This window comes from Paenibacillus koleovorans NBRC 103111 (assembly GCF_004000845.1).
Taxonomy (GTDB): Bacteria; Bacillota; Bacilli; order Paenibacillales; family NBRC-103111; genus Paenibacillus_AA; species Paenibacillus_AA koleovorans.
The window spans coordinates 1-23347 of sequence record NZ_BIMA01000094.1; the positions used below are offsets into that span (position 1 = coordinate 1).

The window sequence follows — 23347 nt, forward strand, 5'->3', positions numbered from 1 at the left end:
AGACACCGTTGCTGCGAGGCGGCAACATGGATGCTGAATCCCCCAACCACGCTTCGCAAGCGCACCCTTACGCTTTAGTTCTGTAAAGAATTTAAACTTTCTTATTTGTCAAGAAACCATCAGGGAGGATCCCCTGATGGTCCTCTGACGCTTCGCTTCTCCACTCCCTCTTCCTGCCCTCATCAGTCATACTTTCGTTCATCGCGTTCCGTTTTTTCGAGCGCCATGGCGCCAGCACCCCTGCTCCCTAGTCCGAAAAAATCGGACTAGAGCGTATAGGCCCTTTCATACGCTCGCCGCTGCAGCACAGAACCCGGGCATTGAAGGCCATACGCACCTTTATCCACAACTCTGCCGTCTATAACTTCCTATACAACAAGAAAACCATCAGGAATTTTCCCTGACGGTTTCTGTTCGGACAAGCACCGCGTGCTACTGTTTCAACTCGTAATGAAGCAGCACGTTGCCGGATTCAAATAATTAGCGTTACAGAAAGTGAAGCATTTGAAACACGTAGATGACGCTGACGGGTATGAGCAGCAAATTTTTGATCCCGAGCAGCAAAGCTTGTTTCGTAATCCCTATACGATGCCGTGGCAGCTTGAGGCGCTGAAGCAGCTCCCCGACTTTCCCATAGCGGAACAGCAGCGTCAGAGCGGCATTGAACAGCGCGAACACAACAAGAAATCCGGCAATATCCCAAGGCAGAGACTCCCACTTGACGAGTCGGATGCCGGCGAACATCTCGCCCCATGCCGAGGAAGAGGAGCTCAACCGGCTGAGGGACACCGCCGTTCCGATGGAGAGCGCCAGGATATATTGGAACAATCGGGTCAATTCCACCGCGAATTCCGTCGTGATGGCCGCCGGAGTAGGCACTCTGGAGCGGTAAGCGATCTGCAGCACCCGAACTAAAGCAATCGGAAGCGAGAGCCAGACTAGAACCGAATGCGCGAAGTAATAGCCGAATGCAGCTGAAAGCTGCTGAAATGCGTCTACAAGAAACAATTCGGTTCGCCTCCTGATCTTGGCTCGAGAAGGACGAAAGCGTTTACCATTCACTATTCGACAGCTTTCTCCTTTATTCTCCAATATACCATGTCGCCGCGGGCCTTTTCTAGTGGAATTTGGAAACTAAAACAACCCAGCCAAGCCTTCTCGGGCTTGACTGGGTCGCCAGCAAATGTCAGTTGTTCCTCGATGGCGTGTGGGTTGTCAGGATCCGGGTATGTTCTTCTCGAAGGTGACCGCCGCTCGTTTGATAGCCGCCAGCTGTGTCGCCAGGAACAGAATGAAGCAAGTCAGCACAAGCCCGATGCCGATTACAGACTCATTGACCGGGACATCCATCTCCGTCAGTGTCAAATAAATGAACAGACCTGATACGGTGAGCACGTTCTCGGAGAAGTTTTGGACGGCGATCGTCTTGCCGGCGCCAATCAGCCGCTTTCCCTCTTCCTGCAGCATCGTATTGAGCGGGATGACGAAGATGCCTCCGAACAGTCCCGTGAAAAACAGAAGCGTTACCGTCAACCACAGCTCGTGGGTGAATGTGGCGATCATAACGGTAGCGACCATGGCAACCCCATAATAGAAGGCGCGATGCAGCCGCCCTGCCGGCACCCAGCGCGGGGTCACGAAGGCGCTTGCGACTACGCCAAGGGCCGTTACACCAATGATCAGCGATTGCTGATCCGTATCCGTGATGCCGAGATTGATCGGCAGCCAAGCGATCAGGGCGATGCGCAGCACCGACGCCGTCAACCAGAACGCACCGGTGCCGATCAGCGAGAAGCGGCTCCTCACGTTGCCGAACAGACGCCTCACGTCACGGAAGAAGGATACGGCGGCTTGCCCGTATCGAATCGAAGCGTCGCCCGGTCTGGCCGGCACGAGCAGCGTCATGAGCAAGGACAGCAAGTAGACGCAGAGGCAGACGAGAATAGCCGGCAAATCCGAGTTTTGCGCCAGCAGACCGCCGCCAACCGTGCCGAGCAAAATAGCGAGAATCGTCGAGCCTTCCACCTTGGCGTTCGCGCGCAGCAGCTCGTTTTCATTGTTCGTCAGCTCGGTTAGAATGCCATATTTGCCGGGGGAGTACACAACCGCGCCGACTCCGACTAACAAGTAGCACAGCACCGGCGGCAACCCGAATAGCAGCAAGGCGATCCCTGTCGCTTTCAGCGCGTTCCCAATTAAAAGGATGTGCGCCTTCGACTTCTTATCCGCGAAAGCGCCGACGATAGGGGCCAGCAGTACATAAGCACATAGAAAAGCCATTTGAATGTAGGCGATTGTGCCGTCCGGATTCTCGACACCTTGGCGCTTTACCATGCCGACGATCAGAAAAAAATTCAAGTTGTCCGAAAATGAGCTTAAAAATTGCGTCCATACGACGGCATTGAGCGGAGAAAGCTTCCGCTTCAGCATAGCGAGCATCGTCATCTCTCCTTCTCCGGCCTGCTAGTTCGACTTCCGCGGTGTGCAGCTACACCTGCATTCGATAAAACGAAATGGCGGTCCCGCCCAGCATCGCATCCCGTTCCGCTTCCGAATAGGACGCGATCGCCCGGTTCGTTTCCTCCCAAACCTGAGCATATGTACCCGCGAGCAGCGCAACCGGCCAGTCGCTTCCCCACATGACGCGGTCCGCTCCGAATAGGCTTACTGCTTCGTCGATCGCCGGCCGAATGTCGTCTGCGGTCCAACTGCCCGGGTTGCTGGTCGCCGTGTTCAAACCCGATATTTTCGCATAGATCTGCGGGTATGAGGCAGCCGCCGCCAACTCCCCCTGCCACTTCGTCCATTGCGACTGCTCCTTGCCAATCGGCGGCTTGGCCAGATGGTCGATGACAATCTTCAGGTCCGGCACCTTCTCCGCCAGCAGCGGCAGGTGCTTCAGGTGATTCGGGAACACCGCCACATAATCGAATGTCATCCCGAAGGAGGCCAGCACCTTCAAACCTTCGATGACCGAGTCATGCATCACCCAATCCGGATCCGCCAAATCGTGGATCAAATGACGGACACCCTTGAATACCGGGTTTTTCGTATACTGCTCAAGCTTGGCCGCCGCTTCGTCCGGACGGTCTAGCGGCACCCAGCCGACAACGCCGCCTACCCAATCGTGTCCCGCCGCCGTGTCGAGCATGTAGTCCGTGTCCACATAGGCGTCTAGCGCCTGAACGATGACAGTCTTCGAGATGCCCGCCGCACGGAGCAGCGGCTCCAGCTCCGGCGCCTCGAACGTACGGTCAATAGGAGCCAGCTTCGATGTGAGCCAAGGATAGCTCACCTTGTCCAAATTCCAGAAATGCTGATGGGCGTCGATACGCAGCTTCATACGTTCATCCTTTCCTCTCTCTCTCTCTCATTTCGCACGTCACTCCTGCGAAATGTGAGTTTCAATCTTCTCCGTTTCCAACTATAGTCCAGACTTTTCCTAATGTAAAGCGGAGAATCGCCGCTGGAAAGCGAAAAGACCGCCCTGCGGTTGGAGACCTGCAAGACAGTCTTCTTTATGCGTGTTAAGCGCTGTATACTTCTTTGCCCCTGACAAAGGTTGCTTGCAGCTCCAGCTCCGGGGTGAGCAGCAGGAAGTCGGCGTGTTTGCCTGGCTCGAGCGAGCCCTTGGTCTGATCCAGCCGCACTTGACGAGCCGGGACAGCGGTAAGTGAAGGGAGCACGGTTTCGAGTGAAAGCCCGGTGAACCGGATGACATTCTTCAGCGCCTGCAGCATCGTCAGCGAGCTGCCTGCCAAGCTGGAGCCGTCCGACAGCATAATGACGCCGTCCTTCACAACGATGTTCTTGTAGTCGCCGTTGGGCAATCCCGCCGCAAAGATCGCGTCGGTAATCATGCAGACCCCCTCCGGCTTTTTCACCTCGAACAGCAGCTTAACCGCGCCGGGATGCACGTGAATCCCGTCGCAGATGAGCTCCGTCGTCAGCTCCGGCAATATCATACCCGCTCCGGCCAAGCCCGGGTCGCGATGATGGAACGGACTCATGCCGTTGAAATGATGAGTCGTATGGTTTACCCCGTGCTGAACCGCGGCTTCCATCTCGGCGAACGTCGCGTTAGAGTGACCGGCCGATACGGTAACGCCTTGCTCTGCCAGCCATGCGGAAGCCTTCAGGCCGCCTTCCACTTCAGGCGCCAGCGTCACGAGGCGGATATGTCCGCCTGCCTCGTTCAACAGCTCTTGGATTTCGTCAATTTGGGGCAAGCGGATATGGTCTTTGCTCTGAGCGCCGCGGCGAATTTCGTTCAAATACGGGCCCTCCAGGTGGATGCCTGCGAGCTCGGCGCCTGTCGTCTTGCCGATCGATTCAGCCGCATTGCGGAGCGCACGTTTGATTCGATCCATATCCGTCGTCGACGAAGTCGCGAGGAAGGCGGTCGTCCCGAACTGCGCGTGGTAGCGGCTCATGCCCTCCAACCCCTCGAAAGTCGCCTCCAGCATCCCGACACCACCGCCGCCATGCACATGCACATCGATGAAACCTGGCAATACAAGCAAGCCGGTGCAATCTCTTACTTCCGCATCACCTGCCGACGGGGCTTGTCCAGCTCCGATCGCTTCAATTTCCCCATTTTCCCGAACGATCAAATAACCGTTCTCGATAACTCCACCTGGTGTGTAAATGCTGCCGTTCTGCAAAACCAATCGACTCATCTGAGCTCTCTCCTTCACCATATCTCTATATTTTATTTCCATTCACCCTTGATGCCTTTTTCCTTGAACAGCTTGTTCACATCGTCCAGCACTTCCTTGCCGCCTTTATCCAGAAACCGCTGGACCATGCCATCCCACTCGTTCACACTGGCTTGCCCGATGATCATCTTCGCTTGCTCGTCACGGACGTATTGCTCCAGCTCGGCCCATTTCTCCATGTATATCTCGGATTTGATCCGGTTGATCGGATTGATGTAGGCCTTGTAGCTCTTGAACATCGTTTCCATCGAGCTGAACAGCGATTTCTGCAGCGGATCAACCGCCACCTTGGAAACTTCGTTCGCATCATCGTTTGGCGCCCAGAACCTGGACTCCAGATAAAATCTAGGCTGAAGCCCCTGGCTGAAATCCGAATTTTCCTGACTGCCGTTTACAATTTTGTAGCCGACCCCGTTTTTGCCGTTCAACCAGTCGTAATTCGCATTGGCCGGCGTTCGCTGCTCAAGCGGGATGAAAGTTCGGAAATAGTCGTTCATCTCCAGGAATCGCGACACTTTGTCCGGGTCGTCCTTCATCTTCGAGGATAAGGCGAAAATTTGGAAATACCCTGACAGCCCGTTGAAGCCTTGCGATCCGTCCGGCGCCTTGAACGGCGGAATCGGCACGAGCTCCGCATTCGGATTGACGGATTTCAGCGTACGGAAGTCGGTCGGCCACTTGTCGTAGGCTTGCTCGTAGAAAATGCCGAATTTGCCGGCGTAAAACGCCTTCTTCACGTCCCCGATCTTCGTTACCGCCCAGTCCTTCGGAATCGCGCCTTCTTTATATAGATCGGCGAGCATCTGAATCCGTTCCTTGCTCTCCTCGGCAATGACGCCCGGAATAATCTGGCCTTCCTTGTTCTTGTGGTACCAGGCCGCCGGGTTCCAATTGACGCCGAAGTCATAGTCGTATTGAATGCCCATTGCGAGCATAATGCCGTACGTGTCATCCTTGCCGTTGCCGTCCGGGTCGTTCTTCGTGAAGGCGATCGCTACCTTTTTCAGCTCTTCGAAATTCGTCGGTACCTTCAGTCCGAGATTGTCGAGCCAGTCCTTGCGAATGAGAGGCGTCTTTCCATACTGAACCGGGAAATAGCGCGGGATCCCGTATATTTTGCCGTCCACCTTCATCGCGTCCCATACGTAATCGGGCACCATCCGGAGGGTCGGGTAATTGTCGATGTAAGAATCGAGAGGAAGGAAAGCCCCCTTCTTCGCCCACTTGAAAAATCTAGAATCGGCCGACTCCATCCCGATCACATCGGGAAAATCCCCGCTCGCCATACGGACTGGGAGCTTCTGGGCGTATTCCGCGAAAGGGATGAATTCCGCCTTGTAATCCACGTTGAACTTCTCGTTGATCATCTTCACGCCCGGACCGTCAGGCGGCGGCACGGGACTTGCATATGTCCCGTCCAAGTACGTAATCGTGACCTTCTTGCTCTTGCCGTCGCTGCCCGGCGGCAATTTGCCGTTGTCGGTCGGATTCGCCTTGGCCGGATCGGTCGTCTCGTCCGTACATGCGGTCAAGCTCCCGATCAGGGCCACGGTAAGTATGAGTCGAATCACCATCGGATTGCGCATGGATTGGAATCTCCTCCTTCATACTCCCATTGTGCCATAACCTGTCCTTGATGCAAATAAGAAAAATAGAAATCGTACCGAGTCGGATTTGGCCGGCCCGGTACGGGTCGAACTCACTTGGCTGAAATCGCCAAGCTTACTTCCATGGTTGAAGCTTTTTGTCCGCAGGCAGAACTACGTTGATCTGGTCTACATAACCTTGGAAAATCTTTCCGCCGCTGTATTTCGTCATCAACTCTTCGCGGTACTTCGGCCATACGGAACCGGTCTTGTCCTCGAAGATCGCTTGCGCTTGCAGACGGGACATCTCTTTGCGGAAGTCGCCGATGTTCGTGCCTTCCGGCGGTGCCAATGTAACCGGTTCGCCCTTATGCTTCGGAATCGCTTCGACGAACTTCTTGATCGCGCGATCGCGGTCGGACAGACGCGGGTCGACGACATCGAGCTTGAGTACAGCCGGCTCATCGAGCGTCGTGAAGAAACGCCATACGTTCAGCCAGTCGCCTTGCTTCACGATGTCCTTGTCGATTGCATCCGGATCGATCGTAATTTTGTTGCCTTCGCGCTTGTAGTGCTTGCCTTCTTGCCCGTAGTGCGTCAGGATGTAGCCTTCTTCGCCCGCCAGCCAGTCGAGAATTTCGACGGAGCGTTTGATTTTCTCAGGCGACTTCTCGGCAACGGATTTGGCGAATACGAAAGGACCTGTGCCGCCTGGCGTACCGGCTTTCCAGCCGTAAGGCGCGTTCGCGAACGGGAAGATCGGCTGCCAATCGGCTTTCGGATCGAGCGCTTTCGTCCGGGCTTGCACGCTGTTGGACACCGTGTCGTAGCCGAAGCTAGGGTCGCCGGACCACATGACGCCGACTTTGCCTTGCGCCGCTTTATCCATATGCTGAGGCGCTTTGTTGACGTACCAGTCGGGGTCGACGATACCGTCCTTCATCATATCGACAATGCCTTGGATAACGTTTTGCACTTTCGGATCGGTCTGGGACTCGATGAACGTATTGCCTTCTACACGGAAATCCGCTACCAGGCCGTTCTGAATCCATTGCGGGAAGTCGAACGGAATCCGTCCGCCGCCTGCTGCAGCGCTCATGCCGTACGTATCCTTCTTGCCGTTGCCGTCCGGATCTTTCTCGGTGAACGCCTTCATGGCAGCCAACAGCTCTTCGTATGATTTAGGCATTTGAAGGCCGAGTTTATCCAGCCAGTCTTTCCGAATGAAGAAGGAAGCATACGTGTTGCGCTGGAACGGTACCGGCGAGCGGCTGTGCTTGATGCCTTTCAATTGGTAGTTGTTGATTTCGTCCTGCGTGATCCAATACTTGAAGTAGTTCGGCATCGTTTGCGGCGTAACAAAGGTGCTCTGGTCAGCCAGCAAGCCGTCCGTCGCATACTTCTGGCTGTCCGTCCCTTGCGCGATGAACATGTCCGGATAGTCGCCGCTTGTGAGGATCACGTTCATCTTGCTCGTGTAGTCCGCACTGAAGTTCATGTAGTCGATCTTCAGGCTGACGTTGAACTTTTCCTCGATTACCTTTCTGACAAAATCTTTGTCTGCCGAAGGCAGATTTGCATTGGCCATCGCCGAGGAGCCGACGAACCATTTCAGGTCCAGCTTCTCTCTGGCAGGCTTAGCCGAGCCTGTCGGAGATGCCGAGCTGGAGCCCGTAGCCGCAGGTGCCGGATCTTCCTTGGACGTACAAGCGACCGCCGACGTAGCGACGACGCTCACGACCAGGACCGTGCTTAACACTTTTAATGCTTTCATACAATCCTCCCTTTTCTTGGTACCGCAAATGGGTTGCAGCGGCTTGCTTGGCAGTTGGACGTTCTGAAGTGCCGTCCTCGGCTGCTCGCCGGTTACAACTCGATCATAAATTGGAACCGATGGCGGAAAAAGTGGCGGATTTGCAGGTTTAGTGCACGATTTCCGGGAAATTCGTAATATCGGTACAGATTCGTAAATGTAGGAGAAGCCACTTGGGGCACGGGATTTGGGCGGGTTCGGCGGGTTGGGCGAGGGTTGGATTTGGTGAGGCGAGGTGCGGGATATGCTGGATACCAAATTTCGCTACTGGAGAATCAAATTTCGCATACTGACTCCATTTCGGCCAATGTGAGTTTAAGTATCCAATTCGCGACGGTTGCTTCCTAAATGTAGTACTTAGGTACTTCGATCCGTATCCCTGACCAAATCAGACTTTCGGTGCTACGGCATAGTATTGTTTTCGTCCAGCTTCGACATTTTCGCGGCATCCACCTTATTGCAGTTAGAGCAACAGGAAGGGCCGCCCTATTGGGGCAGCCCTTCGTTTGACATCCGTGTTGTTAAATTATTGCTTTGAAGCTTCCTCAATTACTGCAAATGCCCAGTGGGTCGACGGTACATCGGACCATGTCGGCGTTGCGCTCGGGATTGCCGGCGTGCCGCGCTTGAGCAGACGATTCACTGCTGCTACTACTTCGGCTCTGGTGATCGGACTGTCCGGGCGGAACGTGCCGTCCTCGTAGCCGGTCATCAGACCGCTTGCGCTTACTTGCTCGATCGTCACTGCGGACCAGTGGCCGGCCGTATCGCTGAAGCGAATCGGACTGCCGGTTGCCGGAATCGCAGCGAGTCTTGTGGCGATAACTGCAATTTCCGCTCTCGTGATTTTGTCATCCGGACGGAAGTTGCCGTTGTCGTCGCCAAGCATCAGCTTCGCTTCCAATACTTGACGGATGACTTGGGTCCCCCAATGACCGGCTGGGACGTCTTGGAACGGTATAGTGCCGGTCGACACGCTTCCCGCACCTAACAGATTCGCCAGAATCGAAGCCATCTCCGCTCTCGTAATCGCGGCATCCGGACGGAACGTGCCATCCGGGTAGCCGAAGATAAACGGTTTCTTCGGTGCCGGTTGTTTGTCTTGCAGGGCAATCATCGTGAATGTACTGAACTTCTCAATCGTAATCTCGAGTCCGATCAGTTGACCGCTCGCGTCATACTTCGCTACGCCTTTCTGAACAACCTTGTCACCGTCGGAGTGTTCGATGTAGACGGACAGCGAGTTCAGGAACGCCTCGCGTTCAGTTGGATTAGTCGGCAGCGCGGCGGTATCGATCGGGAACACGAGCGAGACTGGAACTCCCGTGAAATTCGTTTCGATGACGACCGGCGTTCCGATCACTTGCACATCTTTGCCTTCCGCCGCAACGGTTACAGCCGCCGAGTTCAGCGTCCGCTCTTCAACCGCTTTACGGTCTCCATTGCTCTTCATTGGAGTGACGTTGATCGTCAAATCTTGATTGCTGCCACTCAGCTTGGACAGCGACGCTGCCGGCAATTCAACCGTACCGAAAGCGGTCTTGATCTCGGCATCCACCTTGCCCGAGCTGAGCTGCGAGAGCGAATCTTTGTTCAGGCTTACTTTCAATTCATCTTTGGAAGCCGAAGCTGCATCATTGACGACGATCTGGACCTTATTGCTGCCGTCCTTGCCCGCCTTCTCAATCGCGCCTTTCACTTGATTCGGGTCGACCGCGACTTCTCCAATCGACTTGCCGTCTACAACCGTTTCCTTCACCACCGGCTTCACCTCAGTTGTATCCGCAGGTGGAATGACTGGCGGATTCGGGTCCGTTGGCGGGTTTGGATCGGTAGTCGTTGGAACGGTGTACGTGAAGCTGTACGATTTTTTCTCAGCATGCAAGCTGCCGTTCGTCGAGTTGATCGTGACCGTGTTCAAGCCTTCCCGCAGGGTCAGCCTGTAAGTTCCAGGTGCGCCAAATTGTTCGGTTTGAGTAACCTCGTTCAACTTCACGACCACAGGATGCGATTGATTCAGATTGTCTTTTGCCGAAGCAGTAAAGGTAACTACCGGATTGTTAGCGCTATTCACCAAGTCTGTTACTGTAATGACAGGTGCTGTCGCAAGCCCTACTGTATAAGACTTCTGCACGGCGGATACGGTCCCGTTCGACGAATCGACGGTGATCGTGTTCCAGCCTGGCTGAAGCTGGACGGTGTAGTTGCCTGGAGACTGCTCGGTCTGCTCAGCTCCATTCACTTTCACAACAACGTGCAGATCTTGATTCAAGTCATCCTTTGCAGTTGCGGTAAAGCTTAGCTCGGATGATGTTACTTTGGATCCCGAAGTAAGGCCGGTCACCGAAATTGCGATTGACGTAGCAACCGGTTGAGGGACATACTGCACTTGGTACACCGCTTGAGTCGCAGTCAGACTGCCGTTCGACGAATCGACAGTAATCGTGTTCCACCCTGACAGCAGTTGCACCTGATAAGAGCCTGGCGCCAATTCAGACTGTAGAGTATCGTTTAACTTCACTACAACTGGGTGCGATTGGTTGAGATTATCCTTCGCCGATGCGGTAAAGGACAACGTAGGACTGTTGACAGTTGCTCCATACGTGATCCCGGTGACGGTAATAACAGGAGCCGTTGCGACTGCAGTCGGATTGTAAGTCACAACGATCACGATCTGAGGAGCGGCCAAACTGCCGTTTGCCGAATCCACTGTGATTGTGTTTGCTCCAAGCTGCAATGTAACGTTGTAAGAACCCGGCGACACTTCCGTTTGCACAACATTGTTCAGCTTCACGACCGCAGGATAGCTTACATTGCTGGAATCCTTCGCCGTTACTGTGAAGCTGAGCGACGGATCGGTTACGACAGCCCCCGTCTGAACGCCTGTCATCGTAATGGTCGGAGCTGTAGCTCCAAGAGCTTGCGCCAGCTTATAGCGAGCTGTTTCGAAGGCGTTGCCTGTCTCTGCAAATCCTAATTGAGTCGAGTTAATATCCAGAATGCCTGGGACTACGTCGTTCAATGCTTGGTTGACGACATCCTGCTTGCCTTTCTCCGCCAGCATCGTCATATACAGGTGATCCTGCAAGCCACGACGCATATTGGCAAGGCGGATCGAGGAGATCGGTCCGACAATTCCGCGATCTTCCGACAGGAATCTCACGTTTTGCCCCGGATACACCATAACTCCATCTCCGTTGCCTGTGGATGGCTCCCGATTGAAGTACGTGATCGGCTCGAGCCATACGTTCTGATGGCGGTCCATCCCTCTCCACATTTGGGAGTTATGGCGCCAGTTTGCTGCAGACCAATAGAAATACGTGTCGATGTCCTTTTTGTAGCTGCCCCAAATCGTGGCTCTCGAATCCGTAGCCGGAGTTTCATAAACCGGAGCGCCCGAGTAAGGACGGTTGCCGTTGTAAATCCACATATCATCGCCGTGTTGACGCTCGATAAGCGCTCTGGCGTGATCATAATGGCTTGGAGTAGCATCCCAGATGTCGATCAAATTGTTCTGGTCCAACGTGGCGTTGTAACCGGAAGTGACGAAGACCGGCAAATCTTTCCCAACACCAGGGTTGTTCTTAATATAACCTGCGATTTTCTTAATATAGTCGAAGGTTGCATTGTCGCCCGGCTCATCCGGCATATAAACGAATGTAGTCTTCGCACCTGGACCAAACGTGCTGTTCAGATACGTCATCCATTCATCCGAAGTCGTTCTAGCCGATTGTTCAGTGTCGAACAGCGTACCAGGTCCGTAGAACGTCCGCGGAACGATATGATTGCCCACATTTTCCCCAGGCCCTTCGTAGCCGTTCGCAGCCGTAAAGTCAGCCCCGTTCAGTCGACCGATTTGGGCTGCAGCCGTAACTGGATCGTACCCGTTCACGAACTCCACGCGGTTGCGATGCGCCAGACGATGATACTGATCGTCCATGTTCGTCCCGTGGTATACATCGGTCTGAATGCTTTCGTAGAAAATCATAGCATCCATGCTATTCTCGTCGGGCAATGTAAAATCAAACAGCTCCAGTTCAACCGGAATTGGGTGATCCACACCATCCACCGTAACGGTGATGCTACCATTGTACAAACCTGCCGGTAAATCCTTCTCTGTGTAGATTTCGATCCACAAAGCTTGATTCTGAGAAGGGCTCACTTGCAGCGGGAAGCCGCCTTTGCCAGGAGTAGCGTTCTCCGGAACGAGTTGGACCGGTACCCAGCCCAGACCGTTCGGCACTGACCCCGGACCCGAGTTCGGCACGATCCAGCCCGCTCTTGTCGGTTCCGTAACATTCATGTAGTTTTCCGAGAAAATTTGAATCGGCCGGTCTACATAATCGGTCGGATCCACCGCAGGAGCCTTGTACGTAATCTTGCCCGTACCACCGGCTTGAGCCAGCTCCGGCAGTGAGAGAGACAAGCTGCCGATCCCTTTCGTACCCGACTCGACGACCACCTGGAAGGCAAGCATTTCATTGCGTCCGCCGAAAAGCTTCACCTTGGTGCCGTCCCAAGCCGAGTTGCTGGCTTTATTCGGATTGCTCAGGTCGTTCCGTTTCACCGTTTCTCCGTCGTTCACAGCCCAGATTTTGCTGACTGCAGAACCGTTCGGATCCGGGTAAACTTCAAGCGGTACGGAAACCGTAAGCTCGCTGGCCGATGCAGCCATTTTGTTGCCGCCGGCGTCATAGACGTTTGCTGCACTCGGTGCACTGATTTTGACCGTTTGCTGGGCAACCTGGCTAGCCGAATTCAATGTAATATCCAATGTATCCGGCTTGGAACGTTCGATCGTGTACTCCGTGGAAGGAATCACTTGATCGTTTCCGTTCTTCAACACAAAATCGGATTTGTCGAAGGCAATGATTCGTTCCGAGAACTTCAGCTCGATTCGGTTCGAGGATGCCGCTTTCGCTTGAGCCGACTTCATCACCGGTGCTACTTTCTCGAAGTTGGTGGAAAGGCTTACGCCTGTTCCGATCGTGAAGGTTTGATTGTTCGGACCTTGCACAAGACCTGGATTCACCACAACAAGTCGATAATTATATCCGTCCGTCGAATTCAGCGCCGTGGCTGCCGTAAGCTTCAACCGTTTCGCATCGGTCGTGCTGATCTGAGCGGCGGACAGTACTGCATAATCCGACCAACTGCTTCCATTGAACTTCTGAATTTTGAAGGCATCCTTGTTCACCAGCGTAAGAGGCCCGTCAAAACCTAACTCGAACTCTGTAGCGGAAAGAGCTGTCACATCATCAAGCTTGGTAGTTCCGATCGTCGGTACTTGGGCCAGCTTCAAAGGTAAAGTCGGCTCTGTCAGAATCGGCGATATCGTATGGTTCTCAATGATGAACATCTGATCTGCGCCTAGTGATTTCAAATATACTTTCCCTACGTTCGTGATGGACTCAGCATTAGTTCGGAACGCACCGTTCGTGAGGAGACTCACCCTATTTCCACCTGCAGGAGTGACCCATACGCTGTACGTTTTGTTCGGCAAATCCATCTCGAATTCAAAATGGTATGTTTTGTCTTTTACTATCGGAACGATAGACTCCGCATTCGTTAAACTGCCGTTCTTCGTTTGAAATAGTTGACCATACTGTCCTATATCAGGATTAAAGTACAACGACATTGGAATTTTGGCGTAGGTCATTGAAGCATTGTCCGCCTCGTATGCCTGATACCCGAAGATGGCGTTCACCGTGCTGGTTAAATCCGCCACAGTCGTTAAATCAAACTCGGTTCGAACTCTGCCGCTATAAGGTTTATCCAGTTGATACGATGACTTGGCAAAGTCCATATTGGATTTCCAAACATCTCGCTCTACCTTATGATTCTCTACCAGATACGTTCTGTCCTGGTTTGCGGTTCCACTGCTCTTGAGAATGATTTGTCCCAAATCGTCAATTGCTGTCGCGCTGGTCCGGAAGGCAGCGTCCGCAAACAAGAGAGTTTCCGATCCGTTTTGCGGTGTTACCCAAACACTATACTTCTTCGTTGCAAAATCAATTTTGAATTTGAAATGGTACTTTGTATTTATGGTTATGGGAATGTCGGTCACCTTCGCCCATGCACCGCCATTTCGAACTTGGAAAATTTTATTCTCCGGATTAAAGTACAATCCGATGGGAATTTCACTAAATGCTCCAATCGTCACGGAGCTATCCGCATAACCCAGGATCGAATCATAGGCGGCACTTGGCCCGAGGAGCGGGGTTAAATCAAATTCTGCGATAACTTTTTTAATGTTCTCGGTCCCAAGTGAGTACTTATTCCAAGCTACGGTAGAATACCATGCCGCGGATCTTTCCATTGTTGCGACCCAAGTCTGCGGAGTACCGTCTTGAGCTGTTACTGTGTAGGTGACCGGATTAGTAAAATTCGTTGCCGCGCCTGAAGTAGGGGAGACGGTTGCTCCTGCCGAAACGGAAATTGTCGGTACAAGCGCAGTTACATCTGCCGATTCAAGCATTTGAAATTTCACTGTGTGCAAAACCGGATCTATGATAGACAATCCAACCTGATCAGGAACAGTAAATTCAGTTATGGCTTTCTCGCTGCTAGGCGGGTCCAGAACAACAGAGACCGAGTAAGGCTGAGTTGATCCGTCTTCGGCGGTGACCGTGTAGGTAACCGGACTAGTGAAATTTTGAGAGCTGCCAGATGCAGGCGAAATCGTCGCTAATGGCGACACTGTAAATGAAGGAGTCAGCACTGTTACATTCGTGCCATAGGGCACTCTAAACGATACAGTACGGGTCGCCTCATTGATTGTCGCTTTCCCTACTTGTACAGGCAAGGTCAGCTGTGTAATCCGCTTCGCGGAGCTTTGAGGATTTACTTGACCAAACACATTCCACACCACAGAGTTTCCACCTGATGTGACCGTGTACGGCACAGGTGAAGTGAAGTTCTGCGGAATTCCCGATACAGGAGATACTACTGCACCAGCGGAAACTCGAATATCCGGCGTGCGATTAGTAAGTGTGGATCCATAAGGTACACCGAAGGTCACGGTTTTATTGGTGACATCGATCACGGATGACCCTGCTTGTCCATTCACTTGGAATGAAGTGATGTCCGCAGCAGGCACAGGAGCTTCTGGGGCTGGGCTGATTGTATACGTACCGGCTCCGCCTGTGAAGTACAAGATTCCGCCTTGCTCCGTAACGTTGGCTTTCGTATTTGACGCCCCAGTTACATTCCAAGCACCCGCAGCGAGATCGGCGATACTGAACTGCATCAAGCCTTCCCCCGTTACACTGAAAGTCATCGATGAGTTACGCTTATCGCCAGACTTGCTGAATAGCACAACACGGTCGGCAATCTTGACGCCTTCCAGTTCAGCGGACTCGACCCGCTCAGGAGAGAGAGGAGCTTCATCAATATCAGATACTTGCATGACGTTCAAGAACGTGTCCGTAAGTGCAGGTGTGCTTGGCGATACTTCAATTCTCCAGGCACCTTCTTCTGTCGATGTCGTCCATTTAGATTGTTCAGGCGTTTCTGGCCAGTTCTTACCATTCAGGTCTTGGAACTCGTGACCAGGTCCGCCAACTGGAGTGATTGTAGCGGTTTGCGGCAGCAAGGTCGTATTCACTAGCTGCCCGCCATAACCGTCCGTTGTACGGCTGATGGTAGTCGTATTCCCATTAATTTCCGGCTGCTCGATGCTGTGCAGCAGCCAAGTTTTCTTGAAGCTCGGATCCGTCGAAGTTACTTTATCGTGCACGATAACAGCAGCCGGATGCGTACTATCCTTCAGATTCAAGAAAACAAAGGAGCGATTATAGTCGCTAACTTTGGTAGACTTGTAGTTGTTCGTCAAGTCGCCCTTGATATAGCTAAAATTCGGTGTGATCGGATCCGGGCCAATTTGCTGCGCCATTACGGTGCTGCGCTTATAACCCTTTGCCGGATTCAGCAAATCATCCAAATCGGACGGCTCATAATTATGATTCGGCCAGAATTGACCGCCGTCGTTAATGAGCGTCTTCCCTTTGTAAGTCCCTGGCGTCTCCTCGTGCCACTCGAACTTTTCATTCGGATCATAGATCAGTAAGGAGTTGTGGGCGATTGTTCGCCTGCTGTAATTCATGTGATGATCGGTCTCATAAATTCCATATAAGCCTGAATCAATAGCAAGCGCACCTTTGTAATAAATCTGGAACGCTCCTGCATCCAAGTGCTGGTGACCGCTGAAGAAGTATTCGTCCATCCGAATATCTGCAACGACATCATTCGATTGCAGGTTCATGCCTTCCGTCCAGCCGGTACGGGCAACCATGCTGCCATGAGGTGTTCCAAAATACTTAGTTAGCGGCAAGTCGCTGACAGACTTAGGTTGAACGGTCGGGTCAATGTAAAGGAATTCCAGAACCGGGTCAAGCTTGCCGACATCGTTCGTACCTGTTCCGTCTTTCCCGTTGTAATTGCGTAAAAATTCACCTTGCAGATACCCGTTCTGGAACAGATTGGCCGCCACCATCCAAGGCCACGGCTGGCGCCAATATTGGCCATAGGGATGCTGGTCGTCTTCAAATGAGTCGCCATCTCGCAGAAGTGTTCCATCCGGTCGGCGGCTATACAAGAACCAGTCTAGAGCGTGCTGCTGAAGATTGGCATCATAAATATCGATTCCGCTCATCTTCTTGAAAATCAGAGCCGAAACGAAATCACTGGCGAGCGTATATTGACCGTAAGAATCGCCACGATGATGTTTGCCGGAAGCATAAAACCAGTTTCGAACTTCAATGTAACGGTCAAAGATGGCACCGGCTACCGTATTGTATATGGTAGGATCCTCGTTGTAGACCGCTACCGCCCAACTCAGTTGGTCGCGAAGCACCTGATCCTCCGCACCGTGACCGCTTACCGCCCCTTGATTCGTTACAAGTGGAGGATACCCGATCTCCATTTTCTTGGCGTTTGATTTGAATAGGGCATTCCATTCTGTTTTGTTCGTCTCGCTTAATAGCGGATAACACCAATCGTAGACGATTGCACCTGCAACTAACATGTGACCGATTTCTCTTGTTCCGGTGAGGTTAAAAGCCTTGATATACGTGTCGAACAAGCTAATGGCTTGCTGACCGTACGCCGTCCCATCTCCAAGCAAATACCTCAGAGCTTTCGACTTGATAACGTCCAAATTGGCCGCACCGCCCGTACTGCTGCTCACAATCGTATCCCACACCGGCTGCGTAATCGACGCCGTCATCTTCGCCTTCAGCTCGTCGATGTCCGCCTGCGTCTTCACGAACAACCGCGGATGCGCCGACGGCGGCACCGGGGGAGTCCCCGCGCTCAATGCTTGAACGGAACCGCTTTCACTTTCACCCCCGTTCAGTGCAAGTACTGCGTTGCCGAACGTAGATAGGACCATCCATAGTGCCAAGAATGAAACCAGACACCGTTTCCCCGCCTTTCGGATCATAGCAATCTCTCATCTCCTTTAGCGCTTTTTGTGCTTTGCTTTTCAAAGGCAATCTTATATTATTAAAATTAACTCCTCGCTGTTAGTGGCGGAACTTCCGGTTTCTCTCCAATCTAAGGACGATTCGTAATTGTGTTATAGATTCGATGAAGTGACATAGAAGCCGGCGGATATAGAGAGATCAGGGGTTGGCAGGTAATAGAGAAGGGGAGGAAAATCGCGGCTATGCTGAACAGACTGCTGCAGCTGAAGAGGAAGACAAGCTCGATTTTTATTAAACTGCTGCTCGGTTTTATGGCCATTATCGTTTTGCTGGTGTCGTTCAACTTTTTCTCTTTCGCTTTTTTCCGCAACAACATCCGCAACGAGATCATCAGCTACAACAACAACAACTTGAATACCACGACGAAGCATATGGAGCAGCACCTGCAGCTCGTCCACAATGTGGCCTCAAGTCTGTTCATGAACGGCAAACTTCAATCGCTGGAGCTGACGCCGCAGCTGGACTATATCCTGGCGAAGCAAGTGATCAACGATTTGCAGAATACGGTGTCCAATCAGCTGCTATACCTGGACAATCTGTTCGTCTACAGCGTGAACCGTTCGTTCGTGATGGACAAGACGATGGGCGCGGACGCGAAAATGATGTTCTCGCAGTATTTCAACAATGAGACGTATACGTACGAGTTTTGGATGGAGCAGTTTAAAAGCCCGCAGGGCTTTCAAATTTATCCGGCGGCGAGCTTCTCGGAGACCACTTATGCCATTTCGACGCCCAAAACCGGACTCGTGCTGCCTTATATTGTGAAAAGCAGCCTGTATCCGAACTACGTGTTTCTGGGTTTGATCGACACGGACAAATTTTTAAACGCTTACCATTTGTCGATTAATGACTCGCTGTACATCCTGGACCCTCAGGGCAAGGTATTGTTCTCTCACGCCGCGGATACGCAGCAAATTCCCGAGCTCCCGCCGGACCGCAGCTACATCAAGATCAACAATAGCTACTATTTCTACACCCGAGGGGCGGAAACCGGTCTCACGTACATCAACGTTGTGCCGGACGCGAGCATTTCTTCGCAGATTGTCCGGTTGAATGTCACCCTATTCGGCTTGCTGGCCGTGTCGGTGGTCATCAGTATCGTCATTTCGGTGCTGTTCACGGTGAGGTTCAACAACCCGGTCAAGAAAATCGTAGAATCGATCCGCCATATGAATGCGAACCACAAAACGGCGAGTCCGATCGCCGACCACGCCAATGAGTTCGAGATGATACGGGAAAATGTCGGCAGGATTTTGCAGACGAGCGAAGCGGTGCACCAGGATCTCGCGACGAAAAACAATCATTTAATGTATTACGCGTTCATCAACAAGCTGAAGCGAATTCCTGGCATGTTCAGCACCGAGCAGGATTTGCTGAGCGGCGGCGGTACCAAGCCGTTTCTGTTCGTTCTGTTCCGTCTCTCGTTCAAGCAACGCTTCCAAGAAGAAATGAAGGACGAGGAAATCCGCTCGATTGCGTTTATTCGCGAGTTTCTGCAGTTCATGATGAGCAGCCGGCTAGAAGGGTCGCACACGTTCCAGATCGAGAGCAACCAGATTCTGTCGCTCGTATATGCGGATAAGATCGATGCGAAGCTGACCGAAGCGTTGGAGCAAGTGAAAAGCGTGATGGATATCGACAAAAGCTACTTCTTCCTGACAATCGCGGTCAGTCCCGTTTACTACAGCGACACTGACTTCACCCCGGCTTACGAGCAGACGCTGCGGCGTATCCGACACCGTCCGTTCGATGACGAGACGCATATTTTGTTGGATTCGTATGCCGACGAACAACGGATCGACCTCCCTTCCGGCTTGGAGCAAGAGTTCGATGTCCACCTCCAGGCGGGGAATGAAGCCGAAGCGATTCAGACGATGAAGCGGATGATCGCGTTCTTGAGCCGCAAGAAGGCGGACGCCGAGCGGTTCCAGCGGTTCGCGGAGGAGCTGCACGTCAAGCTGGACAAGCTGCTGACCTCTCTCAAGCTCGGCACCGAAGAGCCGAGTGCATTTGCCTATACGCTGCTGCACACGATCGAAGAGCTGTCCGAACAGCTGGAGCGCCAAATCGCCCGCGTCTGCGGCAAAGTCCGGATGAAACGCGAAGAGCGCGATCCGATTATCAGCTTCGCGCTTGAGTATATGGAGAACCACTATACGAAGGACGTCACGCTCGATGTGGTGGCGGGCAAGCTGAACATTACGCCAGGATACTTGTCCACGTACTTCAAGGAAAAGACCGGCACCAACTTCGTCGACGCGATCAATGAGATTCGGATCAAACGGGCGGCTGAGATTTTGACCAACACTGATCTGCGAATCCAGGACGTGGCCGAGCAAGTCGGCTATCTGAATATGAACTCGTTCTACCGCATGTTCAAGAAGTTCATGGGCATCACGCCGACGGACTTCCGGAAAATGAGACAAGGGGAATCCTAAAGACGGATTCCCCTTGTTTGTTCTAGGCGGATGCCACTCCCGCAGCCCGCTTCTGGGCAGCGGCGGCGGAGCCCAGCACGCCGGCGTTGTCGCCGAGCTCGGCCGGGCGAATCTCGAGTGTAGCGTGCAGCGGACGCAGCGAGTGAGCTGCGAGTGTCTCGCGTGTGTATTTCAGCAGCCGCTCGCCCGCGTTCGCCACTCCGCCGCCGACGACGATGACGTCGGGGTTGTACAGCGTAACGGCATAGGACAGCGCCTTGCCGAGCGTACGGCCGGTATGCTGCATGACCTGCACGGCGACCGCATCGCCTTCGTCGTACGCCTGCGAGATATGCGCCGCCGTCAAGAGACCGCCGGCTTCTTCGATGCCGGCTAGCGAGCTGGCTCTACCGGCGGCCAGCAGCTCGCGCGCTTGGCGGGCCATCCCGGTGGCGGAGGCCACCGTCTCGAGGCAGCCGGTGAGCCCGCAGCCGCACTTGGCCGTCTCGCCGTCCATGTAGATGTGGCCGAATTCGCCGGCGATCTTGGCGGCCCCGTAATAGAGGCGCCCTTCGTAGACGAGCGCCGATGCGATGCCGGTGCCGAGCGTTACGCCAAGCACGACCTTTTTGTCGCGACCGGCGCCATACATCGCTTCGCCGAGCACGTACATGCGGACATCGTTATCGATCGTGACCGGTACATGGATGAGCTGCTCCAGCCGCTCGGCTGCTCTAACGTTTCTCCACTTCAAGTTGGAGGAACCGATGCATAGTCCTGCTTCAGGATCGATCAACCCTGGGATGCCGGCGCCGACAGCCGTTAGCTGGTCGACGGACAATCCATTCTGATTCAGCAAAGCATTCGCCATATCGGCCATTTTCTTGAGAACGGCCTCTTCCCCCAAGTGGGCTTCCGTCGGCGATTTGATCACTTGAATCGCCTCATTGCGCTCGCCCACGAGTCCGCACACGATATTGGTACCGCCCAGATCCATGCCGATCCGGTATTTGCTCATGGCTCCGTTCCCCTTCCCTCTTTGCATATTGAATGTTTGCTGCTTTCATTATACAAGAGCTTCCTTTTCGGTGAATAGCTGCAAAATTCCGCTATGTGCGAGGAATTTTCGACTCGATCGCAATTCGGTGATACATTCATAAAAACGACAGATTCAACGACCAAGAACCGTCCGGCGATCTTCCGGACGGTTTCTCTTATTGCCGTGCTACGTTCAGTCGATTCGCTCCAGCTTCCAGCCTTCCTTCGGCATTCGGACAAACCATCTGCTTTTCTCGCAAGCCTCATTTTCCGTCAAGATGGTTATACCCTCAGGCGACGGGTGGATCTCCAAAATCTCTCCGTCCTCTACGATCTCGGTCAAACAAGGCGCAAGCACCGGAATCAGCGCATCCGCCAGATGCATGCGATCGAGATGCCATTTGGGGGCCGGCGCTGCTGCCGGATAGCCCTCGGCCGGGGCACCAAGCGCTTCGGCCAGCGCTCCAGCCCCTCCAGGCAAAGTCCTGCCCTCGCCTATCGCCGCCACATACCGCAAACAAAGCTCAATGGTCCGCAGAACCTCCTCTTCGTCCAGCGAGCCGTTGGCGAAACGAATCTCGACCGTCCCGAAGTCGAACCAAGCGGCCACATTGATGCCGCAACGATGCGACTCGGGGCGGCCGGTATAGCATAGCGAGTCGCGAATCGGCTCGCGCAAGTACTTCTCGCGCATCTCCGCCGCTACCGGCGGGGCGAACACACGACGATGCGCGCTGGTCTGCAGCAGCCGTTCAAGCGCGTCCTGCGTAGCGAGCGCCGCATCAACCAGCGGGATGACGATGTCCTCCCCCCAGTGCGCAAGCCCGACATGCACGTGCAAGCCACAGCTCCAAGTCGCCTGGACGCCATGCTCCCGCAGCCGGCGAAGCATGACGCCGATCTGATCGCGATCCTGCCAGAGCATGGGAGGGGGCTTCAGCTCCGCCCCGGTATCGACGCCGTTCGCATCCGTGTGCAGCTCGTCTAGCGCCATTACCCAGCCCGGCAGCAGCTCGATCTCGCTCGGCGAGCCGCCGACAAACTCTATTTCTACTCCAAAACGCAATTGCTTCCATTGTACTTTCCGTGGCCACATTTTATATTCCGCCTCTCCAGGATTGAATTTCGCTTGCCACCTGCAAGTTCAAGTTCATCATGGAAAGGCGGGCCTCGGGATTACCGAGGAACGTGAGCGGGCGCCATAGTCGGGACCTCCTCGGAAACCGATTTATACTCTAGCTTTATTTTAGCCGGATCGAGGGGATCTGTCATCTAGGCGTTGGACTGCGCGGTAGCGGCTCCGGAACCGCCGGCCCCTCCGCTCCGAGCCGGCGCGTTCGAGCCTCCGGTTGTCGGTGCTTGCTGTCGGTCCGGACGGCCGCGCTGGCCCTCCGGTTGCTTGGGCTCGGCTCCAGGTGTCCGCTTTTGCTGGACGAATTTCTTCAGTTGGTCGGTCAACCCGTCCTTCAGCTTGCCGATCAGCGAATCTTCCGTGATGCCTTTCTCTTGGGCGATCTCGGAGAGCGACTTGCCCGCCTGCTGCGCGGCTCTCAGCTCCTCCACCGTCATCCCGAGGCTGCCGGCGATCGCTTCCGACTGGATGCCAAGCCCTGGGCCGCCGCCCATCATGCCGCCGCGACCGCCTGGACCGCCACCGCCGTGGCCTGGACCGCCTTGGCCGCCTTTTTGCCCGGGTCCCATTCTCTGGCCTCCCGGCGGCAGCCCCAAATTCGTCACCAGATGCTCCGATCGAGCGGTTATCTCATCCTTCCTCTTGGTCGCCTGCTCCTGCGTCAAAGCTCCGGCGGCAACCGCATCGTCAATCGATTTGGCGAACGCGGCGTTCAGCTTTTCGAGCAGACTTGCTTTGGTGATCCCTTTTTCCTCCGCCAGCTGCAGCACCGTTTTGCCGGCTTTTAATTGTGTCTGGAGCTCCTCTGCTGAGATGCCGATGCTTGTCGCCAGGATGCTGAGCTCATCGCCTTGTCCACCGCGTTTGTCGAAACCGGCTCCTTTGCCAGGACCGCCGTGGTTTTTTGCTCCCGCTGCTGGCGGTGTCGTCCCGCTCGTTCCGTCCGTCGTATCCGCATAAGCCTGAGTTTGCAGCAACGCGGCGACGCCTCCTCCGATCAGGACCGATGCAGCCAACGTCGTGGCCAATACTTTAGAACGAATTTGCTTCATGAGCTATCCCTCGCTTTGGCTAATTTAGCTTACAATCGAAGTATAGCCCAGTAATCTTAATGGAAGATGAAGGGAAACTGAGCGGTTGTTGATAGTTAGTTGAATG

At 53.9% G+C, this 23347-nt stretch carries 11 protein-coding genes; 1 reads left to right on the plus strand and 10 read right to left on the minus strand.

Annotated elements, in window-relative coordinates; all coding sequences use genetic code 11:
* Positions 1–486 precede the first annotated feature (486 nt).
* The 7 genes from PKO02S_RS24125 to hepB form a co-directional block, all read right to left on the minus strand.
* Positions 487–1008 carry a hypothetical protein gene (locus PKO02S_RS24125; RefSeq protein WP_127586983.1) on the minus strand — a complete coding sequence of 174 codons (522 nt, stop codon included), beginning with the start codon at positions 1006–1008 and terminating at the stop codon, positions 487–489.
* 207 nt (positions 1009–1215) lie between these two features.
* The gene (gene lplT / locus PKO02S_RS24130) at positions 1216–2445 is read right to left on the minus strand and encodes a lysophospholipid transporter LplT (RefSeq protein WP_127586985.1); all 1230 of its coding nucleotides are present in this window, start codon (positions 2443–2445) and stop codon (positions 1216–1218) included.
* A 43-nt stretch (positions 2446–2488) separates the two neighbouring features.
* Complete coding sequence (locus PKO02S_RS24135; protein WP_246067291.1) at positions 2489–3343, minus strand: amidohydrolase family protein; 855 nt, start codon at positions 3341–3343, stop codon at positions 2489–2491.
* 184 nt (positions 3344–3527) lie between these two features.
* A complete protein-coding gene (nagA, locus tag PKO02S_RS24140) occupies positions 3528–4679 on the minus strand; it encodes an N-acetylglucosamine-6-phosphate deacetylase (RefSeq protein ID WP_164821648.1) in 1152 nt (383 codons plus the stop codon).
* Between the two features lie 32 nt (positions 4680–4711).
* A complete protein-coding gene (locus PKO02S_RS24145; protein WP_127586989.1) occupies positions 4712–6304 on the minus strand; it encodes an extracellular solute-binding protein in 1593 nt (530 codons plus the stop codon).
* A gap of 136 nt (positions 6305–6440) precedes the next feature.
* Positions 6441–8078 (minus strand): type 2 periplasmic-binding domain-containing protein, encoded by a 1638-nt coding sequence (locus tag PKO02S_RS24150; RefSeq protein WP_127586991.1) that lies wholly within the window; start codon positions 8076–8078, stop codon positions 6441–6443.
* 565 nt (positions 8079–8643) lie between these two features.
* The gene (hepB, locus tag PKO02S_RS24155) at positions 8644–17559 is read right to left on the minus strand and encodes a heparin/heparin-sulfate lyase HepB (protein ID WP_127586993.1); all 8916 of its coding nucleotides are present in this window, start codon (positions 17557–17559) and stop codon (positions 8644–8646) included.
* Between the two features lie 225 nt (positions 17560–17784).
* Here hepB and PKO02S_RS24160 point away from each other — a divergent pair, with 225 nt between their 5' ends.
* Entirely contained in the window at positions 17785–20040 is a 2256-nt protein-coding gene (locus tag PKO02S_RS24160; protein WP_127586995.1) for a helix-turn-helix domain-containing protein, read from the plus strand.
* A gap of 22 nt (positions 20041–20062) precedes the next feature.
* Here PKO02S_RS24160 and PKO02S_RS24165 read toward each other — a convergent pair whose 3' ends face one another.
* The 3 genes from PKO02S_RS24165 to PKO02S_RS24175 form a co-directional block, all read right to left on the minus strand.
* Entirely contained in the window at positions 20063–21037 is a 975-nt protein-coding gene (locus PKO02S_RS24165) for an ROK family protein (RefSeq protein ID WP_127586997.1), read from the minus strand.
* Positions 21038–21250: 213 nt separating this feature from the next.
* Positions 21251–22153 (minus strand): amidoligase family protein, encoded by a 903-nt coding sequence (locus tag PKO02S_RS24170; protein WP_127586999.1) that lies wholly within the window; start codon positions 22151–22153, stop codon positions 21251–21253.
* Between the two features lie 176 nt (positions 22154–22329).
* On the minus strand, positions 22330–23241 hold the full coding sequence (locus PKO02S_RS24175) for a hypothetical protein (protein ID WP_127587001.1): 912 nt from the start codon (positions 23239–23241) through the stop codon (positions 22330–22332).
* Positions 23242–23347 lie beyond the last annotated feature (106 nt).